The sequence below is a fragment of the Microbulbifer mixtoriginis (SeqCode) genome, from assembly GCF_052467515.1.
This window is the reverse complement of record NZ_CP174314.1, coordinates 2,034,733-2,061,318: the sequence shown is the minus strand read 5'-3', so window position 1 is coordinate 2,061,318 and position 26,586 is coordinate 2,034,733. Positions and strand designations below refer to the sequence as shown.

Annotated in this window: 24 protein-coding genes; 15 read left to right on the top strand and 9 right to left on the bottom strand. The window is 47.1% G+C overall.

Annotated elements, in window-relative coordinates; all coding sequences use genetic code 11:
• Positions 1-38: 38 nt before the first annotated feature.
• The 4 genes from ACJJIT_RS08860 (at position 39) to ACJJIT_RS08845 (ending at position 3,870) form a co-directional block, all read left to right on the top strand.
• Positions 39-1,013 carry an LLM class oxidoreductase gene (locus ACJJIT_RS08860; protein WP_444900699.1) on the top strand — a complete coding sequence of 325 codons (975 nt, stop codon included), beginning with the start codon at positions 39-41 and terminating at the stop codon, positions 1,011-1,013.
• A gap of 9 nt (positions 1,014-1,022) precedes the next feature.
• Positions 1,023-1,841 carry an SDR family NAD(P)-dependent oxidoreductase gene (locus ACJJIT_RS08855; protein WP_444900698.1) on the top strand — a complete coding sequence of 273 codons (819 nt, stop codon included), beginning with the start codon at positions 1,023-1,025 and terminating at the stop codon, positions 1,839-1,841.
• A gap of 55 nt (positions 1,842-1,896) precedes the next feature.
• Positions 1,897-2,742, top strand: a complete 846-nt coding sequence (locus tag ACJJIT_RS08850) for an enoyl-CoA hydratase/isomerase family protein (protein WP_444900697.1) — start codon at positions 1,897-1,899, stop codon at positions 2,740-2,742.
• Between the two features lie 138 nt (positions 2,743-2,880).
• The gene (locus ACJJIT_RS08845; RefSeq protein WP_444900696.1) at positions 2,881-3,870 is read left to right on the top strand and encodes a zinc-dependent alcohol dehydrogenase family protein; all 990 of its coding nucleotides are present in this window, start codon (positions 2,881-2,883) and stop codon (positions 3,868-3,870) included.
• A gap of 100 nt (positions 3,871-3,970) precedes the next feature.
• Here ACJJIT_RS08845 and ACJJIT_RS08840 read toward each other — a convergent pair whose 3' ends face one another.
• Together ACJJIT_RS08840 and ACJJIT_RS08835 are read right to left on the bottom strand one after the other, a co-directional pair.
• Positions 3,971-4,396, bottom strand: a complete 426-nt coding sequence (locus ACJJIT_RS08840; protein ID WP_444900695.1) for a hypothetical protein — start codon at positions 4,394-4,396, stop codon at positions 3,971-3,973.
• 115 nt (positions 4,397-4,511) lie between these two features.
• A complete protein-coding gene (locus tag ACJJIT_RS08835; RefSeq protein WP_444900694.1) occupies positions 4,512-6,092 on the bottom strand; it encodes an FAD-binding oxidoreductase in 1,581 nt (526 codons plus the stop codon).
• Positions 6,093-6,350: 258 nt separating this feature from the next.
• On the opposite strand from ACJJIT_RS08835, the gene ACJJIT_RS08830 reads away from it, so the two are divergent.
• The 3 genes from ACJJIT_RS08830 (at position 6,351) to ACJJIT_RS08820 (ending at position 9,640) form a co-directional block, all read left to right on the top strand.
• Complete coding sequence (locus tag ACJJIT_RS08830; RefSeq protein ID WP_444900693.1) at positions 6,351-7,373, top strand: methyltransferase; 1,023 nt, start codon at positions 6,351-6,353, stop codon at positions 7,371-7,373.
• 68 nt (positions 7,374-7,441) lie between these two features.
• Positions 7,442-8,608 carry an AMP-binding protein gene (locus ACJJIT_RS08825; RefSeq protein WP_444900692.1) on the top strand — a complete coding sequence of 389 codons (1,167 nt, stop codon included), beginning with the start codon at positions 7,442-7,444 and terminating at the stop codon, positions 8,606-8,608.
• 42 nt (positions 8,609-8,650) lie between these two features.
• On the top strand, positions 8,651-9,640 hold the full coding sequence (locus tag ACJJIT_RS08820) for an alpha/beta hydrolase (protein ID WP_444900691.1): 990 nt from the start codon (positions 8,651-8,653) through the stop codon (positions 9,638-9,640).
• A gap of 205 nt (positions 9,641-9,845) precedes the next feature.
• Here ACJJIT_RS08820 and ACJJIT_RS08815 read toward each other — a convergent pair whose 3' ends face one another.
• Complete coding sequence (locus tag ACJJIT_RS08815; RefSeq protein ID WP_444900690.1) at positions 9,846-11,252, bottom strand: FAD-binding oxidoreductase; 1,407 nt, start codon at positions 11,250-11,252, stop codon at positions 9,846-9,848.
• Positions 11,249-12,574, bottom strand: coding sequence for a cytosine deaminase (locus ACJJIT_RS08810; RefSeq protein ID WP_444900689.1), 1,326 nt, complete (start codon positions 12,572-12,574; stop codon positions 11,249-11,251). The genes ACJJIT_RS08815 and ACJJIT_RS08810 overlap by 4 nt, the downstream gene beginning before the upstream one ends.
• 85 nt (positions 12,575-12,659) lie before the next feature.
• Here ACJJIT_RS08810 and ACJJIT_RS08805 point away from each other — a divergent pair, with 85 nt between their 5' ends.
• Positions 12,660-12,815, top strand: a complete 156-nt coding sequence (locus ACJJIT_RS08805) for a hypothetical protein (RefSeq protein WP_444900688.1) — start codon at positions 12,660-12,662, stop codon at positions 12,813-12,815.
• A gap of 235 nt (positions 12,816-13,050) precedes the next feature.
• On the opposite strand, the gene ACJJIT_RS08800 is transcribed toward ACJJIT_RS08805, so the two are convergent.
• From ACJJIT_RS08800 to ACJJIT_RS08790, 3 genes are all read right to left on the bottom strand, one after another.
• Positions 13,051-14,298 carry a DUF418 domain-containing protein gene (locus ACJJIT_RS08800; protein WP_444900687.1) on the bottom strand — a complete coding sequence of 416 codons (1,248 nt, stop codon included), beginning with the start codon at positions 14,296-14,298 and terminating at the stop codon, positions 13,051-13,053.
• A gap of 328 nt (positions 14,299-14,626) precedes the next feature.
• The gene (locus ACJJIT_RS08795) at positions 14,627-15,184 is read right to left on the bottom strand and encodes a hypothetical protein (RefSeq protein ID WP_444900686.1); all 558 of its coding nucleotides are present in this window, start codon (positions 15,182-15,184) and stop codon (positions 14,627-14,629) included.
• Between the two features lie 72 nt (positions 15,185-15,256).
• Positions 15,257-16,165 (bottom strand): hypothetical protein, encoded by a 909-nt coding sequence (locus ACJJIT_RS08790; RefSeq protein ID WP_444900685.1) that lies wholly within the window; start codon positions 16,163-16,165, stop codon positions 15,257-15,259.
• Between the two features lie 253 nt (positions 16,166-16,418).
• Here ACJJIT_RS08790 and ACJJIT_RS08785 point away from each other — a divergent pair, with 253 nt between their 5' ends.
• The 6 genes from ACJJIT_RS08785 to ACJJIT_RS08760 all read left to right on the top strand — a co-directional run bounded on the left by ACJJIT_RS08785 (position 16,419) and on the right by ACJJIT_RS08760 (position 24,094).
• On the top strand, positions 16,419-16,823 hold the full coding sequence (locus tag ACJJIT_RS08785) for a hypothetical protein (RefSeq protein WP_444886268.1): 405 nt from the start codon (positions 16,419-16,421) through the stop codon (positions 16,821-16,823).
• A gap of 107 nt (positions 16,824-16,930) precedes the next feature.
• Positions 16,931-17,068 (top strand): hypothetical protein, encoded by a 138-nt coding sequence (locus ACJJIT_RS08780; protein WP_444900684.1) that lies wholly within the window; start codon positions 16,931-16,933, stop codon positions 17,066-17,068.
• Positions 17,065-18,603, top strand: a complete 1,539-nt coding sequence (locus tag ACJJIT_RS08775; RefSeq protein WP_444900683.1) for an efflux RND transporter periplasmic adaptor subunit — start codon at positions 17,065-17,067, stop codon at positions 18,601-18,603. The genes ACJJIT_RS08780 and ACJJIT_RS08775 overlap by 4 nt, the downstream gene beginning before the upstream one ends.
• On the top strand, positions 18,597-21,734 hold the full coding sequence (locus tag ACJJIT_RS08770) for an efflux RND transporter permease subunit (RefSeq protein WP_444900682.1): 3,138 nt from the start codon (positions 18,597-18,599) through the stop codon (positions 21,732-21,734). The genes ACJJIT_RS08775 and ACJJIT_RS08770 overlap by 7 nt, the downstream gene beginning before the upstream one ends.
• A 275-nt stretch (positions 21,735-22,009) precedes the next feature.
• Complete coding sequence (gene dbpA, locus ACJJIT_RS08765) at positions 22,010-23,398, top strand: ATP-dependent RNA helicase DbpA (RefSeq protein WP_444900681.1); 1,389 nt, start codon at positions 22,010-22,012, stop codon at positions 23,396-23,398.
• Between the two features lie 126 nt (positions 23,399-23,524).
• Positions 23,525-24,094, top strand: coding sequence for a DJ-1 family glyoxalase III (locus ACJJIT_RS08760; protein WP_252081724.1), 570 nt, complete (start codon positions 23,525-23,527; stop codon positions 24,092-24,094).
• Between the two features lie 51 nt (positions 24,095-24,145).
• Here the strand turns inward: ACJJIT_RS08760 and ACJJIT_RS08755 are convergent, their stop codons facing one another.
• Positions 24,146-25,069 carry a LysR family transcriptional regulator gene (locus ACJJIT_RS08755; protein WP_444884774.1) on the bottom strand — a complete coding sequence of 308 codons (924 nt, stop codon included), beginning with the start codon at positions 25,067-25,069 and terminating at the stop codon, positions 24,146-24,148.
• Positions 25,070-25,175: 106 nt separating this feature from the next.
• Here ACJJIT_RS08755 and ACJJIT_RS08750 point away from each other — a divergent pair, with 106 nt between their 5' ends.
• Positions 25,176-25,478 (top strand): hypothetical protein, encoded by a 303-nt coding sequence (locus tag ACJJIT_RS08750; protein WP_252081726.1) that lies wholly within the window; start codon positions 25,176-25,178, stop codon positions 25,476-25,478.
• Positions 25,479-25,562: 84 nt separating this feature from the next.
• Here ACJJIT_RS08750 and ACJJIT_RS08745 read toward each other — a convergent pair whose 3' ends face one another.
• Entirely contained in the window at positions 25,563-26,468 is a 906-nt protein-coding gene (locus tag ACJJIT_RS08745; RefSeq protein ID WP_444900680.1) for a LysR substrate-binding domain-containing protein, read from the bottom strand.
• Between the last annotated feature and the right edge of the window lie 118 nt (positions 26,469-26,586).

Genomic DNA, 26,586 nt, shown 5'->3' with positions numbered 1-26,586 from the left:
ATAACCCGCTATGTCAACTATGTTGAAGGGGATGTTTAGTGACTTCTGGCCAAAGAGATAGAAATGCTTGGTTTCCCGAAATCAATACTGGCTTCAATAGCGTATTTAAACCTGGACGACTTTCTATAGGCCTAGTCGTCCCTATTGAAAACTACTCGGCAACCTCTGTGCCAACTATGGCAGATCATATTGAGAGAGTTCAACTCGCTGAGGAGCTAGGTTTTAGCGCCGTTTGGCTAAGAGACGTGCCGTTCAATGTGCCTTCATTTGGTGATGCCGGGCAAGTGTTTGACCCTTTCGTCTACCTTGGGTTACTTGCAGGTGCTACTTCAAAGATTAGCCTCGGCGTAGCGAGCCTAATTTTGCCATTACGTCACCCGGCACACGTTGCAAAAGCAGCTGCCTCGGTTGATCAACTCTCCGGAGGGCGACTTATCCTTGGCATTGCCAGCGGCGATCGCCCTGAAGAGTATCCAACGATGAATATTCCTTATAAGGAGAGGGGGGCGATTTTTCGTGAGAGTTACGAATACATTCGAAAAATAACAGCCCCCTACCCTCATTTTGAGAATCGCCTTGGGGCAGTATCTGGCGAAGTGGACCTTTTGCCAAAGCCTTATGGCCAACAATTACCGTTACTAATAACAGGATCCTCCCAGCAGACCCCAGATTGGCTAGCGAGCAATGGCGACGGATGGATTACATATCCCAGGCCCCTTACAGAGCAGAAGCATTTTATTAAACAACTAAGAAAAAACATCTGCGAAGAAGGGGTCCCTGCCAAGCCAGTTATGGAGCCACTGTATATTGATGTTATTGACGACCCTGATTGTCCGCCACAACCAATACATTTGGGGTTTCGCATCGGCATCAATCAATTAGCTGCGTATTTGAAGTCAAGAGCGGCAATTGGCATTAATCATATTACGCTTAATCTACGCTTTAATAAACGAGACGTACAAGAAACACTTCAACAGATTGCTACAAATATTCTTCCAGAGTTGAAAGGATAGGAATAATTAATGACGAAGACAATTTTACTAACAGGCGCAACAGATGGTATTGGACTGGAAACGGCAAAGCTATTAGCGTCAAAAGGCCATACTTTACTGTTGCATGGCAGAAGCAAGTCTAAATTGGCACAGGTAAAGAAAAGCATCTCACAAGATTACCCTGAAACCACAATAGACACTTTTCTGGCAGACCTCACTAACCTATCTGAAGTTGAGGCACTGGCAGTAAAAGTTAAAAGTCACTATTCAAATATTGACGTACTAATAAACAATGCTGGTGTACTTAAAATACCCAATCCAGTTACAGACTCAGGGTACGATATTCGTTTTATCGTAAATACTATTGCACCATATATATTAACCAAGCACCTTTTAACTCTGTTCAATAGTAGTGGCCGTGTCATCAATCTATCCTCTGCCGCCCAGGCGCCTGTGAATCTGGAAGCGCTTAAAGGTGAGCAACTCCTCTCTGATAGTGATGCTTATGCCCAGAGTAAATTGGCTATTACGATGTGGACATTCCAATTATCCAAATCCCTTGGCAATGAAGCCCCAGCATTCATTGCCATTAACCCCGCATCATTCTTGGGCAGCAAAATGGTGAAAGAGGCTTATGGCTCGCTTGGGAGAGATATAGGTATTGGTGCTGATGTATTGGTTCGAGCAGCTCTTAATGATGAATTCTCCAGTGCTACCGGCAAGTACTTTGATAACGACCTGGGCAATTGGTCTCAGCCACACCCCGATGCTCTTGATGAGGCAAAGAATGAATTGCTTATTTTAGAAATTGAAAGCGTTGCTAATGAGTTAGGGGCTCAAATCCCCTAAAGCATAACCTGTAACTTAAACAATCAATACCTTCCCCCTCTAAAAGGACATAATGATGAAGTATGAAGGCTTTACTACATTCTCAACCGCTCAAAAGGAAGGCATTTTAACGGTCACATTTGATTTTGGGCCAGTGAATGTCCAGGGGCAAGAAATGCTGGCGGACCTTAACAGTTTAGCTATGCGCCTGGAACGGGATCGCAATACCAAAGTGGTAGTTTTTCAATCGGCAAACCCTGAAATTTGGGTCTGCCACTATGACACCGAGCTCTTAAAGGATATGTCTGATGAGGCAATATCCCGAGATGAAGTTAAGTTACTCGATTTACAAGCGGTTTGTGAGCGAATTAGTAAAGTTCCACAGGCAACCATTGCCAAACTGGAAGGCTTTGCTCGAGGCGGCGGCCACGAGTTGGCGCTGGCAATGGATATGCGCTTTGCCGCACGTGGCAAATTTAAGTTTATGCAAATGGAAGTTGGTATGGGAATACTGCCCTGCGGTGGTGGCGCATCTCGGATGGCTCGCCAGACCGGGTTAGGGAGAGCATTAGAGATCATTCTAAGTGCTCAAGACTTCGATGCGGATGAGGCGGAGAGGCTAGGCACAATTAACAAAGCACTGGACCCTGATGAAATCGGTGAATATGTAGATTCACTAGCAAAGAGAATCTCTCAATTTCCTGCTGAATCTATCAATGCCTGTAAGCAGGCCGTATATGAGTCCATCGACAAGCCGATAGATGAAGCATTGAAGGCTGAAGCCTACTGGTTATATCAAGCGACCAGTAAAACACCTGCACTAAAGCGGTTTTCGATCGCTGATGAGCAGGGATTAGAGCACGATATTGAAAATCAACGCAATTGGAGTGAACTGGTCATGCAAGTACAGAACATCAATTAACCCTTTGAAAGTTTTCTCTTTCCAATAGAAAAATAGAGTCTCTCTATTCTAAGGGCTGACTATTAATAATTCGCCCTGATAATCAGTCCAAAATCCTGATTAACTACCATTATTACCCCTGATATTTGAGAATTAAAAATGAAAGCAATGATAGTAAATGCCTTTGGCGGTCCAGATGTATTTGAAGAAGCCGATGTAGCAAAGCCAACAATTAAGGCTGGGCATGTACTGGTAAAGGTTGCAGCAACCAGCGTTAACACCGTCGATACGATGATCCGAGAAATGGGCACGGAACTGCCCTTCTCTCCACCTCTTCCCGCCATCTTAGGCATGGATTTCGCTGGTACGATTGAAGAGGTTGGTGAAGGTGTCAGTGACTATAAGGTTGGCGATGAAGTCTATGGTTGTGCCGGTGGTTTAGCAGATTTGCCGGGCACCCTGGCGGAATATATGATTGCGGATGCCAATCTGATCGCATTAAAGCCCACAAATACAACCATGCGAGAAGCAGCTGCTTTACCACTGGTTGGTATTACCGCGTATGAAGGGCTAAAACGTGCCGGTATTAAAGCGGGTCAGAAAGTCCTTGTTCATGGTGGTTCGGGAGGCGTTGGGCATATTGCCTTGCAATTAGCCCGTCACTTTGGCACCGAGGTCTTTTCAACAGGCGCCGGAGAGCCTCAAATGGCTCTAATCAAAAAGCTCGGTGGAACGCCAATCAACTACAAAAAAGAATCGGTCGAGGAATACGTCAAAGAACATACAGATGGCAAAGGCTTTGATATCGTATTCGATTCTGTGGGTGGCGTTAACATGGCAAAATCATTCGAAGCAGCCACACTCAATGGGCAGGTGATATCAACTGTCGCCATGGTTGAACTTGACTTAACAACGGCCCACCTTAAAGGCCTTTCTTTGCATGTCGTTTTTATGTTGATCCCTATGATTCATAATCAAGGGCGCAAAGACCATGGGACCATTTTAAAAGCCCTTAAATCTATTGTAGAAAAGGGTGATGTCAAACCCGTACTCGACGAATCATCATTTGACTTTAAAGAGATTGGCAAAGCTCACGCAAGGCTGAGAAGCGGTAAAGCTATGGGCAAAGTTGTGGTTACTATTGACTGACTCTTGAAGAATTCAAAAGCTATGGCCCACATGTTGGGCCTAAACAAACCATTTAACATCGAACTAGGATCCTAGCTGAGCAATTGCGAGCAAACAAATTTTACTCATCAGGCTTATAACCCGGATTATATATCGAATATACTCTAACATACGAAAACTTGTTGCTTGGACTTACATCATAAAAAGCACACATCATAAGCCTGAATTTTGAGCCGGCATTATAAGTTATGCCATTCCACTCAAGATCCTCTTTACAGAGGAAATCTATCGGCGCTTCAGAAGCTACCGTTTTTTCATCCGCCAAGAAATGAGTATGACTTAGAATCACCTCCTGCATTTTTTTAGCAACGCCCTCCCAGAAGGCCAGAATTTGGTCGCGCCCAATATTTTTACGAGCTTGAGGAACATACTCAAAAGTTGCACTCTTTTCGTAATACTTACCAAAGAAATCATCCAAGCTGACTCCTCCAGTGAAAGTAGAGTTAAAATCACTAATATACTGCCGATATCTTTTCTCAGTAAACATTTAAATAACTCTTACACTCTCAAACCAAAGGGGGAAGTTAAAATTTTATAAAATGAAAATTTCAACAGCCATAATAAGAACTAAAAAACTTTCACTAACATTTACCAAAATTGTGTCAAGTTAAATTGTAGTGACCAGGTGCAATGACGCCATTTGGATCGAAAACCTTCTTAATATCCCTTGTGACCTGCCAAAAAATATCGTCAGGATCAACTACAAGATCCATAAAATCAACAAACAGACGGTTAGGATGGAAGCCGGCCTTGATGAATTCTTCATTAAGCTCCTTTGCCAAGGATCGAGATTCCTCTCGCGCTACTTTATCGGTACGTATAAAGTGCGTTGATATACTGAAATGCGTTGTCTTGTCATCAACAAGGCCAAATGCATAACTTGCTTGAGCCTTACTGTAATGTGTATTTACTTTGCGAACAATTGAGTTTGCCTGCTGAACATATTCAACATTCATGGGCACTGTTGGAAGAATGAAATGCATACCAATGTCAGTGTGATCCGGATTCTCCCATCCTTCAGGAAGTTCCGTTTGAGCCGGCCAATAAATGCTCATAATAGGTCGATCACTTGGCTCACCCAATGCCATACGATAAAAGCCTGCATTACAATGAATAAAAGAGTTCATTTTTTTCCAGCCGACAAGCTTGGAAGCATACAATCCTAAGTTAATCAACCTATCCGTTACATAAAAAGTCATACCCCAAGGACTCAATCTCTTCAACTCTTTTTTTGCTGCTTTTATCTGGTATTTGGTACCACTGATATTCGAAAATATTACACCTGCACCAAATGAGTATCGATTCAGAAATCCCATCAAACTCTCGCGATCTATATCAACACCCTGCCCCTTAAGATCTTGATACATTACAGGAGCCAGACCATTTTTAACCCGGACATTTTCATAGTAATGAGTAATAGAATTAACCAACCCAAGTTGTTTAATTCCTTTGAGGGCATTGATTGCATCACCCAGGTAATTTTCATCCTTTAAAACCGTCAAAAACATGCACTTTTTTTCAGGTCTTCTCCTCAACTCAATTGTTGCACGAGTTACAACCCCAAAATTTGATTGCAAAAAAATCCGAAGATATGATGGCCCTATTCCTTCCGGAAAGGTATTAGTTGCTTTACAGCTTGCATAATGCCCAAATCCCGTCTTAAATATTCTCCCATCCCCTAGAACAACCTCCAGATTAAGAAGTTGCTTATATCGCTCCATATTGTACCCCACCCCTTTGTCTAGAGCGTTGCCTACTATACTTGTATCCTTTGCAGAACCTGTTGTGTCTGAAAAATACTTTGAGCCAGCCTCGTTGAGGTAATTGAAAAGTTGAAACTGTGTCACTCCCGGCTCAATAACTGCATAGCCAAACTCTTCATTTACTTCGATAATCTTATTCATTCGATGAAGATCAACAAGTATTAGATCACCCTGCGTTGATAATTTTGAACCAAAACCCCAGGACTTTCCGGTACTAAAAGGCTGTATACAAACTTTAAATTTATTTGCATTTAAGACTATCTGTCGAACTTCCTCAGCAGACTCAGGATATAAGATTAACGGAACATCTACGTTATACGATGTAACATTTTCAATATGCTTTGCTATTTCATCCTGCTCAGATACAACTTGATCATCCCTGAATTTTTTTTTGATCTCCTGCAAAAAATCTCTAATCATAACTATTCCACACAGCCCTATACTGGTACAAAATCGCGACATTCTAGTGCTTTACTGGAGATCTACTATTACTTTAAAAGCAAAACAGCAAATAAATATCCCCAAACTAAATAGCGAAAAGACAAGCAAGCCTTAGAGTTCAATTAGGTGACAAAAATAGAAGTTAAGCGACAAATCAATATTTAAGTCACTTCTACACATATTAGATTTTAACCCTTCGTGTTGAAGATATTTATAAAGACAATAGTGAGATAGAGTATGTATATAAAGGCGCCCACCTCCTCAGACACCCCCTTGTGGGATCGCCTGATGGGCAACTACACCTTTGCTTGTCTGAAGGTTGCCGCTCAACTTGATATTTACGGTCTGATAGACAAGGGCTACAACACTAGCGACAAGATCTCTCAGGCACTCCAACTTAGTAGCAAGGGGGTTGAGCAATATCTTTTGACTCTTAATCACCTGGGTTATATCAAAATGGAACTGGCCCAATATGAGAACACTGAGCTGGCAAAAAATTATTTAGATAAGAACAGTTTATATTATTGGGGGGAAGTCCTACTGGACCCCTTTGCTATTTACGATATCAATCATTTGGACAAGAAAATTATAACCAGCCTTAAGCGGGAATATGAATTGGAGTGTAAGGGGCGTTCAGTAACCGATATGTGGCAAAACGATGAAATTGATAATGAATCGGCAGCCGCTTTTACTCATCTAATGCACTCTCAGGGTTTCGCCTCGGCAGTTAAAGCCGCTTCAGACGGTATTTTCAAACAGGTTGATATCTTACTTGATGCTGGTGCCGGCTCAGGGACTATCGCCCTGGCCTTTTGTGAAACGTATCCAAATCGCAGTGCTTTACTCTTTGATCTTGCCCCAGTCTGTGAAACTGCCAAGGAGTATGTACAAAAATTTAACAAAACACGGCAAATAACCATTGCAAAGGGGGACCTATTCAGTGCTGAGTGGCCCTCGGGCTTTGACGGCCTCTGTTTTAGCAATGTACTACACGACTGGCAAGAAGCTATCTGTGAATCCTTACTGAGCAAGGCCTTCTCTCTACTGCCCAAAGAGGGTTTTATCTTTATTCATGACATGCTCCTAGATGAAAGCCAGCTTACACCGAGCTTATTTAGCTTCCATCTTTTTATGAATCATGGTTCACGGTTATATTCCGAAAAGGAGCTATACCAAATGCTCACTAAAGCCGGCTTTAAAAATCCGCAAAGCCACAAAGCACTTGGCTATTTCTCAGTCATTTCAGCGCAAAAGCCCTAACTGATGCATTCATAACCATGGCCATCCATCCGGCAAGTCAATTAAGAAATGGAAACACGGAGCTCCCCATGACCATCGGACACTTAGATTGGAGCCAGCTGTTACACCATGCCAGATCAATATCTGTACAGGGGGGGCTCAGTGTGCCCCCAAACGCCAACCGGATTGAAGACCTGCCTATCAGTGGGCCGAATGAAATCTTAAAAATCTCCAAAGCCTTGGCGAGAACAAAGGGCGCTATATTAATGTCCAGCGGTGGTACCACAGGAAACCCCAAGCTGGCCTATACGCCCTTCCATCAGGCAACACAGAGACTTCTACAACAGTGGAAACCACTTGGGCCTGGCGATGTACTCCTCAACCTTTTCAACCCCGGCCGCCTATGGGGTGCCCATTACTTTATTCAAACTCTCGCCGAAAAAAGCAGAGCTATCATCGCACCTGTAGGGCCCTTTACTCCCACTGAAACAGGCGCTTGGCTGGAGACATTTCGCAAGATAGAGATTAATGCCCTTGCTGGAGCTCCCACAGGATTAGCGGACTTCGCCCAGGGCATCCTGGATGGCAATTGCAAACTGAACATCAAAACAATTATTTGGATGGCGGAACCCTGGACCGAGAAAAAGTTTAATACGGTACGTATGGCCTTTCCAAATGCCGGCTTCTGGTGTGACTACGGTTCGGTGGAGACCAACAGCATCGCTGTTAACGGGCCCGAGTGTGATCGGGATACTTACCACCTTTTAGCGGATCAATTGATTGAACCCAACGATCACGGGGCCCTACTCACACGTATTGGCGATGGCTGGACAGTACCCGTTATACGCTATCGGTTAGGGGATTTGATTCGGCAAGCCACTTGCCCATGTGGTCAGCCAAATGCATTGCTGATTGAGGGGCGCGCGGACGATGATGTGAGTCTTTGTAGTGCGATTTTTAGCGTTAGGAACATACTTGCTATCGCTAGAGAAGAGGATGGTGTTGAGGAGGCGCAGCTGATTCTCACCAAAAGCGGGGAAACACGTAAATCTGCAAGCGAACTTACTTTAGCTTATACCGGTATTACAGAATCCGACATAGTTCGAAAACGAATTCTAGCTGAGATTCATAACTTGGCATCTGTAGTCAAGCAATACCCTGGTGCCTTTAGCACAAAACGGGTTGAAAGGCTGATGAGGGTCAAAAGAACTAACAAGGTGCCGCCTATTATTCAGGCAGACGATATCAATTTGTAGATTTCAGTCAAGCACTAAAGATACAGCAAAGGAAACATAGAAATGAAGTCCATAGCTAATTTGTCAGTGCTATTCTCAACCCGACTGTTAAGCCCTGTACGTGCTGTATGTTCACAAATGATTGCCAACTTTATAGAAAGCTCTAAATGTTTTCCATTTGATGACATAATAACCATTGAACGAATTGTAAAATATAGCTTTAAGAAAGAGAAATATTGTTTTGCAAAGAGTGACATTTGTATAAGCTATTACCATGGAGCTCCTTTGATAGATCAAAATTTACAGTACTCTGTTACATTTAAAGCAGATGACAGTGAAAGCATTGCCAGCCTAAATTTAAAAAGAAATTCTTTAGGAAGGAAATATTCTGGAACCGTGATATTATTCCACGGATTTCGGGTTTCCAAAGAATTCCTATTGTACTCGGCAATATATTTTCGTTTTTTAGGTTATCATGTTGTTGTTCCAGATCTCCTAGGCCATGGTGAATCAAGCGGGATTAAAGAATATGGGGTTCATGATAGTAAACTCATCAACCTCTTTATCAACAACCTCATTGAAGCAGAAGTTATCAAGTCAGATGATTTTTATATTGTTGGAAACTCAATGGGAGCCTTAACCGCCATATATGTCTCAAATTTGAGAACGGATATCAAGGGAGTTATTTTATTAGCTCCCATGCCCCAATTTGATCAAGCTTTATATAATCACTCTAAAGTCACACATCCAATACTTAGCAAAATCATTCCGGAACAAGATATTCGCAAAGGCGCCAGTTTAGTCTTGAAAAAAAATAATATTAACCTGGAGGATACAAATATAATCCCCCTTATCCAATCATCTAAAATTCCAATACTTTTAATATCCTCAGATACAGATCGAATCGCTCCTTACTCCGACTACAAAGGCTTAACCCAAGATAATATTGACTTAGTCAAGATTCACAATAGGAACCATCAGAGTATGACAACAATTGGAGATGACGAACATATCTCGATTATTAGATGGCTCAATAAAAATGAAAAGGAATAATACTAAATTTACACATCCTATTTATACCCGAATAAATAAATCATCTTACCAACCAATAAAACAGTCACGTCCCTGGGAACTTAGCGATATTAGCTCTTAGTGCACCATAGATTTCAAAAATTATACCGCTATATAAATATGGCAATACAGGCATAGACTGATGCCGGCGATTCAGCCTATTCAGGCCCTGGTGAAAGATACAAGGTCATGAACGCTGCAAGCCTGGAAACAAAAACCCCTGATCACTATCGAATTTGTAGTCTGGATGCTCCCAGGCGATCATCTTACCCGGATTGAGTAGCCCCTTGGGGTCTGTCTGCCTTTTGAATGCAAGCAGCACCGGGTCAATTTGCTTCATCCCCCCTTCTTCCAGGGTGTAGCGGTGCGGATTGAAGATCGTACACCCGAGCGCCTCATGCCGTTTGATAATTTCATCAAGCCGGGTTTTATCCGTGAAGCGAACAATGGGTAGACCAATGGGAACTAGGCCCCCGTTGTAGCGGATAAACTCCAGATGGCCAGGCAGCTCTTCAGCGAATATGCTCTGCAACTTGCCGATAGTCTCAAGTGGGTTCACATCAGGATAACGGACCTGAAGATAGGTAATCGACGGATCAACACTTAAGCCACGCAAGGTTGTGTGGTTCCAGGTGAGTTCATAAGCCGGCGGTAAATGCGTGATATCTTCGGCGGTTGCGCTATCGGAGCGGTACAACATCTCAGCACCCGGCGATCGGCTCAGGAGCCCATCCAATGCCCCCATGGCAAACGCTGCCACCATGAGCACAACAACGGACTGTTCCTTGCGGATAAATTTCTTGTGTCGCAAGAAATAATCATGGGGCAACGGGACCTCAATCGTAGCGATATTTTTTGTCAGAAGACCATCCATGTTGGCAAGCTCTTCAGAAAAACGGATCGCATTTATAAAATCATCAAACCCGACGAGCACATCGATCCAGTCATAAGCTTCTGTCAGCGGTACTTCGATCTCAGTGATGATGCCTGTCGTACCGTAAGCGTGTATAGCCTTTTGTACATCGCTTCCTGTCAGCTCCAGAACCTGCGGCTCCGCCTCCATGGTTAACATCCGCAGACGGATGACGTTACCCAGATCCCTGAGCCCCCCCCAATTCACCGAGCCGACCCCCGCAGCCCCCCCTGCAAGAAATCCTCCGATGGTCGCGATACGGTAGGTGGAGGGATGTATGCGGAGCGCATGACCGGTCCGGGATATCGTCTGCGCATCGATATCCGCCATAACGGCTCCAGGCTCGGTAACAACAACGCTTGGTTTAATATCCTTGACAGCATCCATTTCCGACAAATCCAGGACAACGCCACCGGAAAGTGGCATGGCCTGACCATAATTGCCGGTCCCCGCCCCCCGAGCTGTCACCGGAGTGTCCGCGGCGTAGCACACTTTTAGAACGCGAATAACCTCGTCAACATTTTTCGGGCTGACAAGCAGATCACCGGTCACACCATCAAGTTGCTCCTTGAGGATCGGGGAATACCAAAAGAAATCCCGGCTCTTTTTTCTCACTATCCGTGGATCATCCTCGACCTTGATACCGTCGAGATTCGCTTTCAAAGCGGAGATGTCAGTCATGGGCGTTGCGCTCCCATGTGCATGTGATGATCCAGTTCGCGGAAATCCGGCAGGTCCTTGTCAATGCTGCACCCTGCGCGCAGCACATGTCGTGGACCATTTGGGCGTGAAAGGAGTTCATTCCAATTGCGCGCACGAAAGAGAATCAGATCTGCCGACTCACCGGCCCCAATCCAGCCGGCAGAAATCCCCATTATATCTGCCGGCGTGGTCGTTATTGAGCGAACCCAGTCTCCAACCGGATGGTCCAGATGCAGAGTGCGAGTTGCCTGAGCGTAGACTTCAATCAGATCGAGGTCACCGTAGGCACAAAAAGGGTCCCGTGTATTATCCGAAGCAACAACAACATCTATTCCACGGGAACGCATTTCATGCAACAGCGTGACACCCCGGCGGCGCGGGGTCCGGCCCAATACCCGGTCCTGAAGATATAGATTACTCATCGGCAGAGCCACGACGGCGATCCTGGCCTTCGCCACAAGATCCAGCGTACGGGCTACATCGTCATCAGACTGCACCGACAAGGCGCAACAATGCCCGCACACGATTTTCCCTTGAAAACCGAGGCGCAACGCTGTTTCCGCGATGTAGCGCAAGGATACACTGGATGGATCGAGCGTCTCATCGACATGAAAGTCGAGGTCCAACCCATGCTCCATAGCCACGCGGAACATCGCTTCAAGATGCAGATCCAGATCGGGCACCATATAGATCGCTGCTCCCAAGATGCCGCCAGCAGCCTTAACCCTTGCTGCAATGCCCCTCAAATACTGATCGTCTGCGGCAAGGCGATGGATGTCGAACAAACATACACCTTGGAGTTCGACTCGGCCCGCCCATTCGTTACGAATCTGGCAAAAGAGTGGCCAGGTAATCTCATCTTGCGGTGGCACACTATCCAGATGCGTACGGATGGCGGCGGTACCATGGGCATAGGCGCACCGCAGCCCAAACTCCATACGCGCTCGGACATCTTCCGCTGACCAATTTTTTTCCCGGTCTTTGCTGGATGCTTTCAGCGCCTCCATGAGTGAACCGTCCGGATTGGGGATACGAAACCAGATATGTCCTTTGTCCAGATGGGTATGCAGATCGACAAGTGCCGGTAGGACCAAACCGTTATCCAGGTCGAGCCCGCCTGACGCCTCTGGCAGATTGGCCGCCGGAGCAACCTCTATCAGCGTTCCGTTACGAAAGACCAAATCGCAGGAAACAAGATCCGATGGCTCAGAATTGCCAGGGTCACGCAAGACACAGGCAGGGATCGTTGCATTTCTTATGGTGCCAGTGCCTTTGAAGCTGGAGCCCCAACTTGCCTGCATCTACACCTCCCGTTCCAATGCGCTCACACACCATTTGCGCATAGCTGGTAAGAAAAGAGTTTGAAAGTCAGAGATACCAAAATGCATGCAACAAACCTGTAGGGAATGCTCTGCTGATACTCTGCTCCAGTACAAATATGGCAAGGCCAAGTCCGGAATAGGATATGCCCACAATGAATACGACTGCATCGATCAAATACTGGCCGCCAGCGATCTGCTATCCGCCCAGGAGATACAGTAGGAACATGCTTGATTGTCTTGCAGACTTAGTCACCGCCCGATTTACCTCACCAGCAGCTTGCACCCGTAGTTAAAACCGGCGCTATTTGCGTGATGTTGCACATCTTTGATTGTAGCCGGCCCTCTACTTCTGCGATTTGGATATCTGATTAGTTTGAGCTGCTTTTTCTTCTCTGAGCCTTAACACCTGTCACTGCCCTAGCTGACGTGTCCTTTCACTATTCAAATGAGACTAATTAAGCTCCCCTACCGGCAGTCTGGAACGACTTCTCCCTAAAGATCGGTGGAAGCTTCAGATAGGTTAGTGCCCGCCAAAACCACTCTAAAGGCCCCATACGGAAAACTTTCAGCCACAAATCAGAATAAGCGAGCTGAAATAGGACAAGACCAATACAAACACCAACAACTTCTACTCTTGTCAGCGCACCATATAGCCCCATTCCAAAGCCATAAAATATAAACACACCAATCAATGACTGAGCGAGGTAATTGGTAAATGCCATTCGGCCAACCTGTTGTATTTTATTCTTAATCCACAGATGTTTATTACTCTGATACCAGAGACAGGCCAAGCCAACATAGCCAATACTGGTGAAGGTAGCCCCTACCAGATTAAATGCATCGCCATATAAGAAGTAATGGTTAATCTCCCAATCATTGCTGTAGTTCCAAACTAAACCCAATACAGTAAGGATCAAACCAATAGGTGTTGCGATAACAGCCATCTTTTTATAGGTCTCAGGGCTTGCCCCACCACGTAAGATACCAACTTTATAGAGCCCCATACCTATTAGTATCATCGCAGCGATTTTCAAAATAAACGACAAACTGAAAAATAGCATCACAATATTCGCCTCCATATCTGCATCGCTATCTTCAGCTGCGAATCGGTGATTGACCAACTCCCAGAAACCACCTGTATAGGCCGCAACGTCCCTTTGAATTTGTGCTGTATCAGGTGCGAAGATATCTGAGACTATATATTTAGCTTCTCCACTGAGCCCGGATAACACAATACCGGTATGGTTTGAAACCAGTACAGCGCCTATTAAACTCAAAGTTCCCAGCGTAATGAGCCAACTTCCACGCAGTCCACGGAATATATAAAGCACCATAGCAACAAGTGCATATACTGTCAGTATGTCGCCCTCCCAGATATAGATCGCATGGAGCAAGCCTATAACCAGTAGCCAAAAGTTGCGGCTGTAATGAATCTTAGCGGCAGATTTTTGCTGGTTTAATCGCTTCTCCGCAAGAAGGATAATACCCGCTCCAAAAAGCATGGCAAAAAGTCCCATAAATTTTTGATCGGCAAATATATGTAAGAAAATAAAAATCAGATCATTAAGTGGTCCATCTGCCAGATACGCTTTAGGGTTCAAATAGGCAGCCATGGGCATGGAAAAACTAACCATATTCATAAAAGGAATACCCAATATGGCAATTCCTCTCAACAAATCTAACTGTGAAATCCGGGCTGACATGCAAATCCTTTTAAGCAAAAATAGAGCAGATTAATGCCAGTGTAGGTTTGACACAAGATTGAACCACTTAAAAGTATTATTCTTTTATTGACCAGACGTACCAACTTAAAAAATTAGTCGGTTAACACTCCTTTTGGGACGATTGGACCAATAGTTTTTTTAGATCGGATAGAAAATATATTTAAATCTGTCGAGCGCGCGTCACCATAATACAAAAATTGCCACTTCTGCTGTCCATATAAGACCTTGGATAACACAATCTCATCAATGGCAATTTATATAACGATTAGATTATCACCGCAGACTTAAAATTTGTCCGCTTCTATTATTAATGTAAAGGATATTTAATCTCCTTAGCCATCCCCCACATCTTATAATCTGTCGGCATTTCGGAGAGGTAATTTAGAGTGTTATAGATCAGGCTCTTCTCCATTTGGTCTATTCCCAAAGATTTACTCCAACCCTCAGCTGCCAATCGATAGCTCATTACAATCAGAAGAAACTTCTGCTCATTCGATAGCCCACTGCCATGCCCATTAATTAAGAGGTGCATGGAGACAAGGTCATAATCCAGATCAAACTTAGATTCATTGACCTGGATATTAATTTGGGCTGAGCGTCCAGACACTGATGATCCACGAGCAACTATCTGCATCTCGTCCAGAAAAAAAGATACATGGGCGTTATCTTTATCAGAACTATTCACATAGCGCCCTCTTAACGCCAGCTCCCGAATCTGCCTTTTACTAATTTCACCCCGGAGCCATAAGTTGGTCATTTTTGTAAGGGGACCGTAGGATTCAGCGGCAGGGGTGTTTTCTTCTGCCGCAAGAGGCAATGAAATGAGAAGTACGACAAGACAAATACAGATCCTTGTTACAGCCATTGCTACTACCACTCAAAATCAAGAATTGACCACATAAGCGACACAAGGCGTTATCGCTATTAATGAGTATATTCAATGATTGGTATACGAACATTGTTTTGGGGCGCAACGACACTCATTGACGGCTTTATCGGTCGGGGGTTTAAATTCCAGATTAATTTGAGTTCTATCGGCTCGCCTTCTCTCTTTGTGTCTCTGCAATGACTCTTTCGTTGATGCATGAAATCCTCCAGAGAGAAAATACCCCATGAATATGTCAACCTTCTCATCCAGGCTAAAACTACTCTTCCCCAGACCTATCCGGGAGTTAACTTTCGACAAACTGTAAGTCAATAAAATATCTTGACCATCACGATCGAACAGGTTAAATAGGCCTATCGCCCAATCGGTTTCCAATGCATGTGAGAGCGCGTAAAACTTATCCACAAATTCTAAATAGATTAAGGAAAAGTCTTCACCTCCTTGAAGAAATCTACTTACGTAAGTGGACTCCTCCTCCCGTAAAAAATCCAACGCTGCCTGGATTGTTATTTCCTGAATATCATTGGCAAGAACATAACGGCCCAGTTTTTCGACTTCAGCCACACTCATACCGAGTTGGTAAAGCTCTGTTTGGTTTTTCACCAACATGCGCCAAGAGGATAACGGCATTAGCAACCGGTATGCGGTCATCCACTCAGGATGTTCTTTTAAATTCACCTCATACCAAGTCGGGCTCTTTTTTTCAAGGCCGTGCTTTTGGAGGAAAGACAAGTCTTCACCGTCATAACTCGCTTGGCGAACTGCTTTCATTCGCAGCCATGCTGTCAAATTCCGTTCCCTACTCAGTATCCAGTCGCTATCAATTTTCTTATTGAGATCACTCGCCGTAGCATGCAATATCTGTAAGGCATCTTGTGTAGAGCTAGCGACAGCCGAAGTAGTAAAGATGATGCTCATTAAAGAAGTCAACAATAAGGCGGCATTTGGAAGGAATGGCATTGGGGAACCTCATGTCACTTTCGATAGCTAAATGTGACTTGGCCCATTATTAAGAGGGGCACAGCTTAATTATCGCTTGGAAGCCTGCCTCGAAGAGAAAATGGATGTCGGAATTCCCACCATAGGGCTCATGGGAAATTGCTGAGCCTCGTTAATATTTTCATTGCCTGGAGAAACTTGAGAACACCAGCCAGTCACGCGGTGAAGGCAATCTTTGTCGGGTGGCCGATCTCTGGTGTATGATTTACTAGTAATGAAACACTACTCTTCCACATTTCGCGCCAAACTGATTGCTATGGCGGCCCTGCTCCTGCTGATGTTCCAGGTGCAAACTGTGCTTGCCTGCGAAATGATGGATAGCCCTGAGCCAGCAGCGGAGTGCTGTTGTGACCACATGGTTACCAGCTCAGAGCCCGATGAGGTCGACTGCTGTGAATACGACACCCAGGTTTCTCTCAAGACCTCCCTGGATGATCACGAAGTCGCCTTAACCGCTGCCTTCCTTGGCCTGGAACTTCCTCAGCTGGCACCACCGCCCACTTACCAGTGGCCGCAAATACTAGCTCCACCGGTGCTCAAGGCGGTTACCCCCTTTCACCTAGCCTCCACCTTCCCCGGCAATCGAACCTGGTTGGCCACTCTACGCCTGCGTATTTGATCACTCCTTCTCTCTGATTTGCGAAATTTCCCGCAGCACCATGCATCTTTCAACTTTTGTCATTGCTGCTGTTGGGCTTCAGAAAGATTGTTCTAGGAGTGAACCCTTTGATTTCCCTACAAGCCGTTGCTGCCCGTAGCAGCAAAGAAATGGGCAGTGCCTTTGATAGCCAACTTGGCACCCCGCACAGCACCGAGCTCGGTACCCAAATTCTGATCCCCTCTGTCTTTGGAGGTCTGCTATGAGCCGCGCAAAAACGCTGAGCCTGGTTTCTTTCGTTTTTTTACTGGCGGCGGCGGGCGCTGCCTTCTATTGGAAGAAAACAGCTGGATTAGCGGTGACCGACCATATTGAGTTTATTCCTGCCGGCCCCTTCCAGATTGCTGTAACCGTAGATCCACTGCAGCCCCGCGCTGGTAAGAACCAGATTCGCATCGAAGTTAGGGACAAAGAAAACCGTCCAGTCAGCGGTGCCGAAGTTCGCGCAGTAGCGGAAATGCCCGCGATGGGTGCTATGCCAGCTATGCGCGCTCAGGCGGATATCAACGAGACCAGCCCAGGTATTTTTCAGGGGGAGATAGAGCTCGCGATGGTGGGCTCATGGCCCATGGTGGTAGATGTGGCTACCGGCCACGATCGCCACGTGGACCTGGCCTTTGATATGAGCACCAACCGCAAAGGTTTGCGCTTGAAATCTGCACCTGAGGCCTCCGATACCGCTTACTACACCTGTGCGATGCACCCGTCTGTCCGAGCTGCACAGCCCGGCACCTGCCCGATCTGCGGTATGGACTTACAGCCGGTCAGTCATGATGAGCTGCAAAGCGGCAGTATTGTGGTTGAAAGTGGTCGCCGTCAGGCTATCGGTATCAAAACCGGCACGGTTGAAAGACAGCCATTCGCCCTACCCATTCACCTGCACGGTCAGGTGACTTACGACGAGACCCGCCTACGGGATATCAGCCTGCGCTTCGATGGCTGGATTGGCGACCTGGATGCCGACTTTGAGGGCAAGGAAGTTAAACGCGGTGAAGTGCTGTTTTCTGTGTACAGCCCGGAGCTTCTGGCCGTTCAGGATGAATACCTGAAAGCGCGCCGCCGCGGCGACTCCCTGGAAAAAGCCGCACGCCGGCGCTTACTGCTTTGGGGGCTTTCAGAAGAGCAAATCGATTGGCTGGTAGAGCAACAGAAAGCGCAAGACTATGTGCCGATATTCGCTCCGGCCAGTGGCGTGATTATTGAGAAGAATATTGTCGCGGGTTCGGCCTTTCAGAAGGGAGACAACCTGCTGCGTATTGCCGATCTGAGCCAGGTCTGGATAGAAGCCCACGCCTATGAGGACCAGCTGCCACTGCTGGAAAAAGGTATGCCGGCCAAGGTGCGGTTAACCAACGTCTACCACGAGGAAATTCCGGCTACCCTCACCCAGATCGATCCATTCCTCAATCACAGTAACCGCAGTGCGCGGCTGCGCGTAACCCTGCCCAATACCGATGGCGAGCTTCGCCCCGGGCTGTTCGCAGACATTATGCTGAGTGCCAAACTGGGGAATCTGCTAGTGGTTCCCAGGGATTCTGTGCTGATCTCCGGCAAGAAGCGCATCGTTTTCCGTGATCTGGGGCAGGGCCGCCTGGAGCCAGTGCAGGTACGCACCGGATACGGGGATAGTGAGCGCATTGTTATTCGCTCAGGATTGCAGGAAGGCGACAAAATCGTCACCTCTGGCGTGTTCCTGATCGCGGCAGAGAGTCGCCTGAAATCGGGGGTACAGCAGTGGTAAATACCGAACCCAAAGGGCTGATCGCCCGTATTATTGGGGCCTGCGCTGGCAAGCCGGGGATCACGCTGATCCTTGTGGCGATTGCCGCCCTGGCGGGATACCGGGCCCTTATCAGTGTTCCCCTGGATGCTATCCCGGACCTCTCCGATGCCCAGGTGATCGTCATGACAGACTGGCCCGGCCGCAGTCCAGACCTGGTGGAAGACCAAATCACCTATCCGCTTTCCACCGCTATGCTGGGGTTGCCCAAAGTCAAATATGTCCGCGGCCAGAGCTTTTTTGGGCTCAGTTTTGTCTACGCCATTTTTGAAGACGGCACCGATATTTATTGGGCCCGTTCGCGGGTGCTCGAATATCTCAACCAGGTGTCAGACCAACTCCCCGAGGATGTTCAGCCCACTCTGGGGCCAGACGCCACCGGAGTCGGCTGGGTATTTCAGTATGCGCTGGTGGATCGCAGCGGCAAGCAAGATCTGCAAGAGCTACGCGCGCTACAGGATTTTAAATTGCGCTATTGGCTCACTTCTGTGGAGGGTGTGGCCGAAGTCGCGTCTATCGGTGGTTATGAGAAGGAATATCAAGTCCAGATCGACCCCCATCGATTACAGATGTTTAATGTTCCACTGGGCAAAGTGGTCGAAGCCATTCGCCGCAGTAACAACGACACTGGCGGGCGGGTATTAGAGATCGCCGGCCACGAGCATATGGTCCGTGGCCGCGGTTATATCCGCGGTGTTTCTGATCTGGAAGAGGTAGTCATTGGGGTAAACGCGGCAAAAATTCCCGTAACCCTTGATCAGGTTGCCGATATTACCTTGGGGCCGGCCATGCAGCGCGGCATTGCCGAGCTGGATGGTGAGGGGCAAACCGTCGGCGGTATTGTGGTAATGCGCTACGGTGAAAACGCCCTAAAGGTGATTGAAAGGGTTAAAGAGCGCATCGAACAGATTCGCGCTGGCTTGCCAGAGGGCGTTGAGCTGGTGGTGACTTATGATCGCTCAAAGCTGATTAACAGTGCGATCGACAACCTTAAAAACACCCTGATTGAAGAGATGTTAGTGGTCGCCGCTGTAATCGCTATTTTCCTGCTGCACGCACGCTCTGCTTTGGTCGCGGTGATCACCCTGCCCATTGCTGTGTTGTTGGCTTTTATTCCACTTTCCCTACAAGGATTGACCGCCAATATTATGTCATTGGGGGGGATTGCCGTAGCCATTGGGGCCATGGTGGATGCCGCCGTGGTGATGGTGGATAACATCCATAAAAAGCTGGCAACCTCTGGCGATAAGGCATTGTCTACTGCTGAGCGAAGAAGGTTGGTTGTTCGGGCAATGCAGGAAGTGGGGCCGAGCATCTTCTTCTCCCTGATTATTATTACGGTTTCCTTCCTGCCGGTGTTTGCACTGGAAGCCACCGAGGGCCGTTTGTTCAAACCCCTCGCCTATACCAAAACCTACAGCATGGCCTTTGCCGCACTGCTAGCGATCACCCTGATCCCAGCACTCGCCGTACTGTTGATGCGTGGCAAGATCCGCACCAAGGAAAACCCGGTCACCCGTGCCCTGGTTTTTACACTGCAACCGGTGATCCACTTTTGTGTGCGCCAGCGCAAAATGGTGGCGGCCCTCGCCGTAATCGCCCTGGTTTCCGTGGCCTACCCCATCAGTAAGTTGAGTGGTGAATTTATGCCGCCACTCAATGAGGGCAGCATCCTCTATATGCCCACTGCCCTACCCGGTATGTCTGTGACCGAAGCTGGCAAAGTACTGCAGCAAATGGATGAAGAGCTAAAAACCTTCCCCGAGGTTGAGCACGTGTTCGGTAAAATTGGCCGCTCAAACAGTGCGACTGACTCTGCACCACTCTCCATGGTAGAGACTGTGATTACCCTGAAGCCCAAGGATGCATGGCGGCCCGGCATGACCTGGGATGACCTGCTAGCGGAGATGGATGAGAAACTGCAGTATCCCGGTATGCCGAATATCTGGTGGATGCCCATCCAAACCCGTACCGAAATGCTCGCCACCGGTATTCGCAGCCAGCTGGGTATCAAGGTATTTGGCGATAACCTGGAAGAAATCGAACAAACCGCATTGGCTATTGAGGAAGCCCTGCGCAGCGATCAGCGCACCGCCGATGAAACCCGCAGTGTCTTTGCCGAGCGCCTCACCGGTGGCTACTTTTTGGACTTTGATATCGATCGCGCACGGGCCTCCCGCCACGGTTTAAATGTGCAGGATATCGAAGATGTGATTGCTGCGGCTGCTGGTGGCTTGGCTGCAACCCAGACAGTCGAGGGGCGCGAACGTTACGACGTGCTGGTGCGCTATGCCCGCGACTACCGGGATACCCCGGAACAGCTGGAGCAAATCCTGGTTCCCGCTTCAGACGGTTCCCAGGTGCCTCTCAACCAACTGGCTGATATGGACTTCCGCACTGGCCCGCCCATGATTCGCAATGAAGACGGGCAGTTAGTGGGATTAGTATTTGTCGACCTGAAAGGCGATGTAGGTGTTGCCGACTATGTGAGCCGTGCAAAACAGGTGGTCGCCGACCAAGTCAATTTGGTGCCCGGTCAGCGCATCGCCTGGGCTGGCCAGTATCAATATCTGGAGCGGGCCAAGTCCCGCCTGCAATGGCTGGTGCCCTTGACCTTACTAGCAGTTTGTTTCTTGCTTTACCTGCACCGCGGCAGGCTATCTGACACCCTGTTTGTACTTACCGCTATGCCGATGGCACTGGTCGGGGCCTTCTGGTTGCTGTATCTGCTTGACTACAAACTCAGCGTCGCCGTATGGGTGGGCATGATCGCTATGGCCGGCCTTGCCGCAGAGATGGGGCTATTGATGCTGCACTATTTATCGGCTGCTGGAACCAATAAGCCGCAGCAAGACAATACCGCTGCAGTCGCACAAGCGGCAGCGGGCCGTATACGGCCAATGTTAATGACCAGCCTCACCTTGTTGATTTCATTAATTCCAGTCATGGTTTCCGATGGCACCGGCGCAGATGTCATGAAACGCATTGCTGCACCCATGGTCGGCGGCACCCTCACGACACTGTTGTTTGTACTGTTGGTTATGCCCGGAGTGTTTTATCAGTGGAAGGCTCGTACAGATAAGGAAAGCTAGAAAAGCGGGGGCATTGGCTCAACTTGGCCCATTGCCCCACCGATTTTCTACTGATCATTTTTCATCAGCGTAAATTACCTATTTGTCAGCTGTGCACTGCTGTAACGGCAGCGGGCAAATAGGTTTCCTCAGAGTTAACTGTTAAAATGCCAGGCAAGATTTGTATTGCCCAGATTGCAACATTGCAGTAATGACAAAAGCTAGAATGTGAAAATCACTTTCCTGGCTGGTTGAGTAATACGTGTATTTGACATTCAACGACTCCAGGATTTACCTTGACTGCCCCTTTTTCCGAACTCCCCTTGAAGCCAGCCCTGTTGAAAAACCTGGCGTCTCTCAACTACACATCAATGACCGAGGTCCAGGCCAAGACACTTCCTCTCATACTCAACGGCAAAGATGTCATTGCACAGGCAAAAACCGGCTCCGGTAAAACGGCAGCCTTCGGTTTGGGGGTGCTGCAGCGGCTCAGTGTTGAGCGATTTCGGATTCAATCGCTGATTCTGTGCCCCACACGGGAACTTGCCGACCAGGTTGCGCAGGAACTACGCCGAATGGCCAGGGCAATACACAATATTAAGATTTTGACCCTGTGTGGCGGTATGCCGTTTGGCCCACAGATTGGCTCCCTGGCGCATGGGGCGCACATTATTGTTGGTACACCAGGGCGCATCGAAGAACACCTGCGCAAGGGAACCCTATCTTTAGAGCATGTCGACACACTTGTCTTTGACGAAGCCGACCGGATGCTCGATATGGGCTTTCAGGACGTTATTGATACCATTCTGGCGCAGGTGCCAGCTCGGCGACAGTCGTTACTGTTCAGCGCGACTTACCCGGATCAAATTGAACGGCTCAGTGCACGAGTTATGCAAAAGCCGGTGATGGTACGCGTTGCGTCCGCGCACAGTGAGGAGGTGATCGAACAACGTTTTTACAAAACTGAGAGCTTCGATGATCGCCTGGAGATGACCCGCCGCATTTTACTCAATGACAGGCCAGTCAATACCCTGATTTTCTGTAACACTAAGCGCGAGACCGATGACGTCGCCAATGACCTGAAGCAAGCTGGGTTCAATGTGCTCGCCTTGCATGGCGATATGGAGCAGCGCCAACGTAACGAAACACTGATTCGCTTCGCCAATGGCAGCGCCTCGATTCTAGTGGCCACCGATGTAGCGGCGCGCGGCCTGGATATCGACAAACTGGATGCAGTGATTAACTTTCATATTGCCAAAGATCCGGAAGTACACACCCATCGCATCGGACGGACTGGCCGCGCCGGTGAACGCGGTTGCGCCTACTCCCTGTTTTCGGAGAAGGAAGGCCACAAACTACTGCGAATGGATCTGGCCCAAGACCCGCTATCCGATCCCGATACACCACCGCCTGCTGATATCCTAAGCGAGCCTCCATTTCAGGCACCCATGGCCACCTTGCAAATTGATGGCGGCAAAAAACAAAAAGTCCGCCCCGGCGATATTCTGGGTGCATTAACCGGCGGCGATCGCCCCATCAACGGTAAAGATGTAGGCAAGATCAGCGTACTGGATCAAACCGCCTATATTGCGATCAAACGAAATGTGGCATCTCAAGCACTGAAAAAGATCGAAAATGGAAAACTGAAAGGGCGTAAATTCCGGGTGCGGCGTATACGAGGCTAAGCTTTAAGGGTCAATGAGTTGGGTCCGTATGGACCTAACTCCCTGAGCTGGGTATTAGCTTTAAGGTGTGGCGTTAGGTTAGAAAGCCTATAAATACTTAAGTCCTAGCCTTTTGGAGCTGTATCCATGTCCAAAATACTGATCCCCCTTGCAGATGGCGTTGAAGATATCGAGGCCATTGCTATCTACGACATTTTAAGTCGGACGGATGCGGAGCTAACACTAGCTTCTATTATGCCGAGTAATCGCATCACTACTCTACGAAATCTTGTTATCGAAGCGCCTTATCGTATAGAGGAGTGTTTAAATACCACTTGGAATTTAATAGCTCTGCCAGGAGGTAAGGAAGGTGCCGAGTGTATGCATAACTCGGAACCTCTAATGGAGCTTATCCGCGCACAAATCGAATCCAGCCGTTGGTTAGGGGCAATTTGTACCGCCCCAGTAATCGTACTTGGCCGACATCAGTTAATTACCAATTTTAAAGCAACTTGCTACAAAGCTTTTCGTAGTGAGCTTAGTCAATATGTAAAGGAAGTCAGCGATCAGCGAGTGGTTGTTGACCGGAACTTAGTGACCAGCCAATCACCCGGAACCGCGATAGAGTTCGCACTTGCACTCGTAACCTGCTTGTTTGGGGAAGAACGAACACACTCAATTGCTCACACTATGAATGTGTTATTACCAGGTAAGTAATCTAACATTATCCTGACATTCAGTTTTTCAATAGAATTCCACGCTGCCGAGCTACTCGGACTCCGCTGAAACTAACAAATCAAAATCTGACTTTCGTAAACGCCTTTCTAGAAAACTCAAAAACAAATCTATTTTTTTTGAGCTATTACGCCTAACTTTATACAGAGCGCCAACTACTTGAACCTCTTGCTTTAAATTAGGAAATATCTCTATTAGTTGACCGCATTTAATGGCTGGCTGACAGAAATAAGAAGGCAATATAGCAATACCATTGCCATTTATTGCCGCAGCACGGATATGAGTGGTCTTGTTAGAAACAAGATTACCCTTAAACTGATAGAACTTGCCATTGAATAGCCACCCATCTTTCAAACCATTAAGCCTGGCCAACAAAATATTATGTTTTCCGAGTTCTTCGATTGAGTCTGGATGCCCTTTCTTTTTTAAATATTCAGGAGATGCCACAAAAATGGGATGAATATGAAAAAGTGGCAACGCATAAAACTGGCTATCTGGTATTGCCGACCAAACACGGATGGCAATATCAATATCATCCTCAACCATATCCAAATGGTGTGGCGTAAAGATCAGCTCGAGATTAAAGTCTGGAAAGGCTTCTTGAAAGTCAATACATATTTGGCTAAAGACATTTTCACCCAATGTTTCAGGGAAGGTTAAGCGCAATTTGCCCCGGTCCAAGGCCCCAATTTCAGCAACCCGATCTTCCAGGTCAGTAAAGGCATTGATTATCTGCTGCCCTTGCTGGTAAACAAGCCTGCCTGCATCGGTTACCGAGACCGATCTGGTTGTTCGGATCAATAGTACCTGGCCCAGCACCTGCTCCAATTGAGCCAGTGTCTTGCTCACAGTTGGCGCTGACAAGCCCAAATGGCTACCGGCTTTGCTTAGAGAGCCATGATCCACTACCGCACAAAAGACACTGATCAAGTGGTACTTATCATATTCCCGCCGCACCGACTATTTCCTTAAAGCTAATTATGACTTTCCGCTGATGATCTTTATTAAGATCGGCCAAATAGTAAACTTTAAACCCATACTAATCCACTCTGGAAATTAACCCATGAATCACTTAACTTGTCACTGTGGGGCTATTCATTACAAACTTTTCAACAGCTCAGTTTCCCCTAAGGTAGCTGGGGCAATAAGTTTTGTTGAGACTTCCAATCCAGCTCTCATTGAAGATGCCTCAAAACAGCTTAATACCTATTCTTTTAAATCTGGACCAGTAAAAGAATATGGATTTTGTAGTCGGTGTGGTGCGGGTATATATCAAACAGATCGCCGTGGACAAACCCATCTCGTAATACATAGCCAGCAAAATTATCAAGCCGACTATAGTGGAATTCTGAGCTTTGGCTTTTAATTAGCCTTGTCAATCCTTCAGTCAGAAAATTAACTTAGTCCGTCACTCTCTAAGATTCGCTGTTGCATAAAAGTGTGCATGTGGTTAAACCTCATCGAATGGTTGATCTCCCAGCTCCTCAAGAATGTGATTGATAAAGCTAGTAATACGTGATGAAAGTGCCGTGTTACGGTAGTAAACCGCATTAATAGATTGTTTCATGTCTAAGGTTTCACTAGAGAATAGCTGCACCAATCGCCCAGCTTGGCGATCTCTCTTGGTCATAAAGTCTGATAAACATACGATTCCTGCGTCTGATAGTGCTAGTTGCCGTAAAGTCTCGCCACTAGATGAAGTAATCGTTGGCTTAATGTGCAGCATGTCCCCACTCTGCTCATACAGCGGCCATTTGTTGAGTGATTCGGGCTTTGTAAAGCCAAGCAAGGTGTGTTGGGCGAGTTGCTCCACATCCTCCGGGGTATCATGCTGTTGCAAGTAGCCAGGACTGGCTAGAATTCGAACTCTGCTAGAACCTATTGGCCGGGCATATAAGGTTGAGTTTTGGAGCTTACCGATACGAATAGCCACATCAGTGCGCTTCTCTATCAAATCGGTTATCCCCTCATTACTGTTTAGCTCAAGCTCTATCTGAGGGTATTTAGTTCGGAAGCTATTTACCATAGGTGCTATTACATGCAGCATAAATGGTGTGGCGGCGTCTATACGCAGAAGACCAGAGGGGTGCTTTTTGCGGGCCGCCATCTGCTCCTCGGCCTCTTCCACTGAGATGAGAATATCCCGTGCATATTTGAGGAAAGCTTGCCCCTCCTCTGTTAATTCCAGACGCCTGGTAGTGCGCTGTAGCAATGTAGTTTGAAGTTTATTCTCCAAACGGGCTAATGCACGGCTAACCCCGGAGACAGTCTGCTCTAACCGTTCGGCAGCCGAAGTGATCGAAGCAGTATCTACCACAGTGATAAATACCTGGAGCTCTTGGAGGGTAACCTGCATTGTTGACCTTAAATCAATAGTATATTGCCTATATACGGCTTTTTCATCAAAAGCTATTACCCCACACTGACTCCATCGACCCACTACCGTCGGCTACTACAAACAGGCCATATCGCCA

What these genes read in the sequence shown, in the direction of transcription:
- ACJJIT_RS08855 (WP_444900698.1), top strand. Translation starts at nt 1,023, where the DNA reads ATGACGAAGACAATTTTACTAACAGGCGCAACAGATGGTATTGGACTG.
- ACJJIT_RS08850 (WP_444900697.1), top strand. Translation starts at nt 1,897, where the DNA reads ATGAAGTATGAAGGCTTTACTACATTCTCAACCGCTCAAAAGGAAGGC.
- ACJJIT_RS08845 (WP_444900696.1), top strand. Translation starts at nt 2,881, where the DNA reads ATGAAAGCAATGATAGTAAATGCCTTTGGCGGTCCAGATGTATTTGAA.
- ACJJIT_RS08840 (WP_444900695.1), bottom strand. Translation starts at nt 4,396, where the DNA reads ATGTTTACTGAGAAAAGATATCGGCAGTATATTAGTGATTTTAACTCT.
- ACJJIT_RS08835 (WP_444900694.1), bottom strand. Translation starts at nt 6,092, where the DNA reads ATGATTAGAGATTTTTTGCAGGAGATCAAAAAAAAATTCAGGGATGAT.
- ACJJIT_RS08830 (WP_444900693.1), top strand. Translation starts at nt 6,351, where the DNA reads ATGTATATAAAGGCGCCCACCTCCTCAGACACCCCCTTGTGGGATCGC.
- ACJJIT_RS08825 (WP_444900692.1), top strand. Translation starts at nt 7,442, where the DNA reads ATGACCATCGGACACTTAGATTGGAGCCAGCTGTTACACCATGCCAGA.
- ACJJIT_RS08820 (WP_444900691.1), top strand. Translation starts at nt 8,651, where the DNA reads ATGAAGTCCATAGCTAATTTGTCAGTGCTATTCTCAACCCGACTGTTA.
- ACJJIT_RS08815 (WP_444900690.1), bottom strand. Translation starts at nt 11,252, where the DNA reads ATGACTGACATCTCCGCTTTGAAAGCGAATCTCGACGGTATCAAGGTC.
- ACJJIT_RS08810 (WP_444900689.1), bottom strand. Translation starts at nt 12,574, where the DNA reads ATGCAGGCAAGTTGGGGCTCCAGCTTCAAAGGCACTGGCACCATAAGA.
- ACJJIT_RS08805 (WP_444900688.1), top strand. Translation starts at nt 12,660, where the DNA reads ATGCAACAAACCTGTAGGGAATGCTCTGCTGATACTCTGCTCCAGTAC.
- ACJJIT_RS08800 (WP_444900687.1), bottom strand. Translation starts at nt 14,298, where the DNA reads ATGTCAGCCCGGATTTCACAGTTAGATTTGTTGAGAGGAATTGCCATA.
- ACJJIT_RS08795 (WP_444900686.1), bottom strand. Translation starts at nt 15,184, where the DNA reads ATGGCTGTAACAAGGATCTGTATTTGTCTTGTCGTACTTCTCATTTCA.
- ACJJIT_RS08790 (WP_444900685.1), bottom strand. Translation starts at nt 16,165, where the DNA reads ATGCCATTCCTTCCAAATGCCGCCTTATTGTTGACTTCTTTAATGAGC.
- ACJJIT_RS08785 (WP_444886268.1), top strand. Translation starts at nt 16,419, where the DNA reads ATGAAACACTACTCTTCCACATTTCGCGCCAAACTGATTGCTATGGCG.
- ACJJIT_RS08775 (WP_444900683.1), top strand. Translation starts at nt 17,065, where the DNA reads ATGAGCCGCGCAAAAACGCTGAGCCTGGTTTCTTTCGTTTTTTTACTG.
- ACJJIT_RS08760 (WP_252081724.1), top strand. Translation starts at nt 23,525, where the DNA reads ATGTCCAAAATACTGATCCCCCTTGCAGATGGCGTTGAAGATATCGAG.
- ACJJIT_RS08750 (WP_252081726.1), top strand. Translation starts at nt 25,176, where the DNA reads ATGAATCACTTAACTTGTCACTGTGGGGCTATTCATTACAAACTTTTC.
- ACJJIT_RS08745 (WP_444900680.1), bottom strand. Translation starts at nt 26,468, where the DNA reads ATGCAGGTTACCCTCCAAGAGCTCCAGGTATTTATCACTGTGGTAGAT.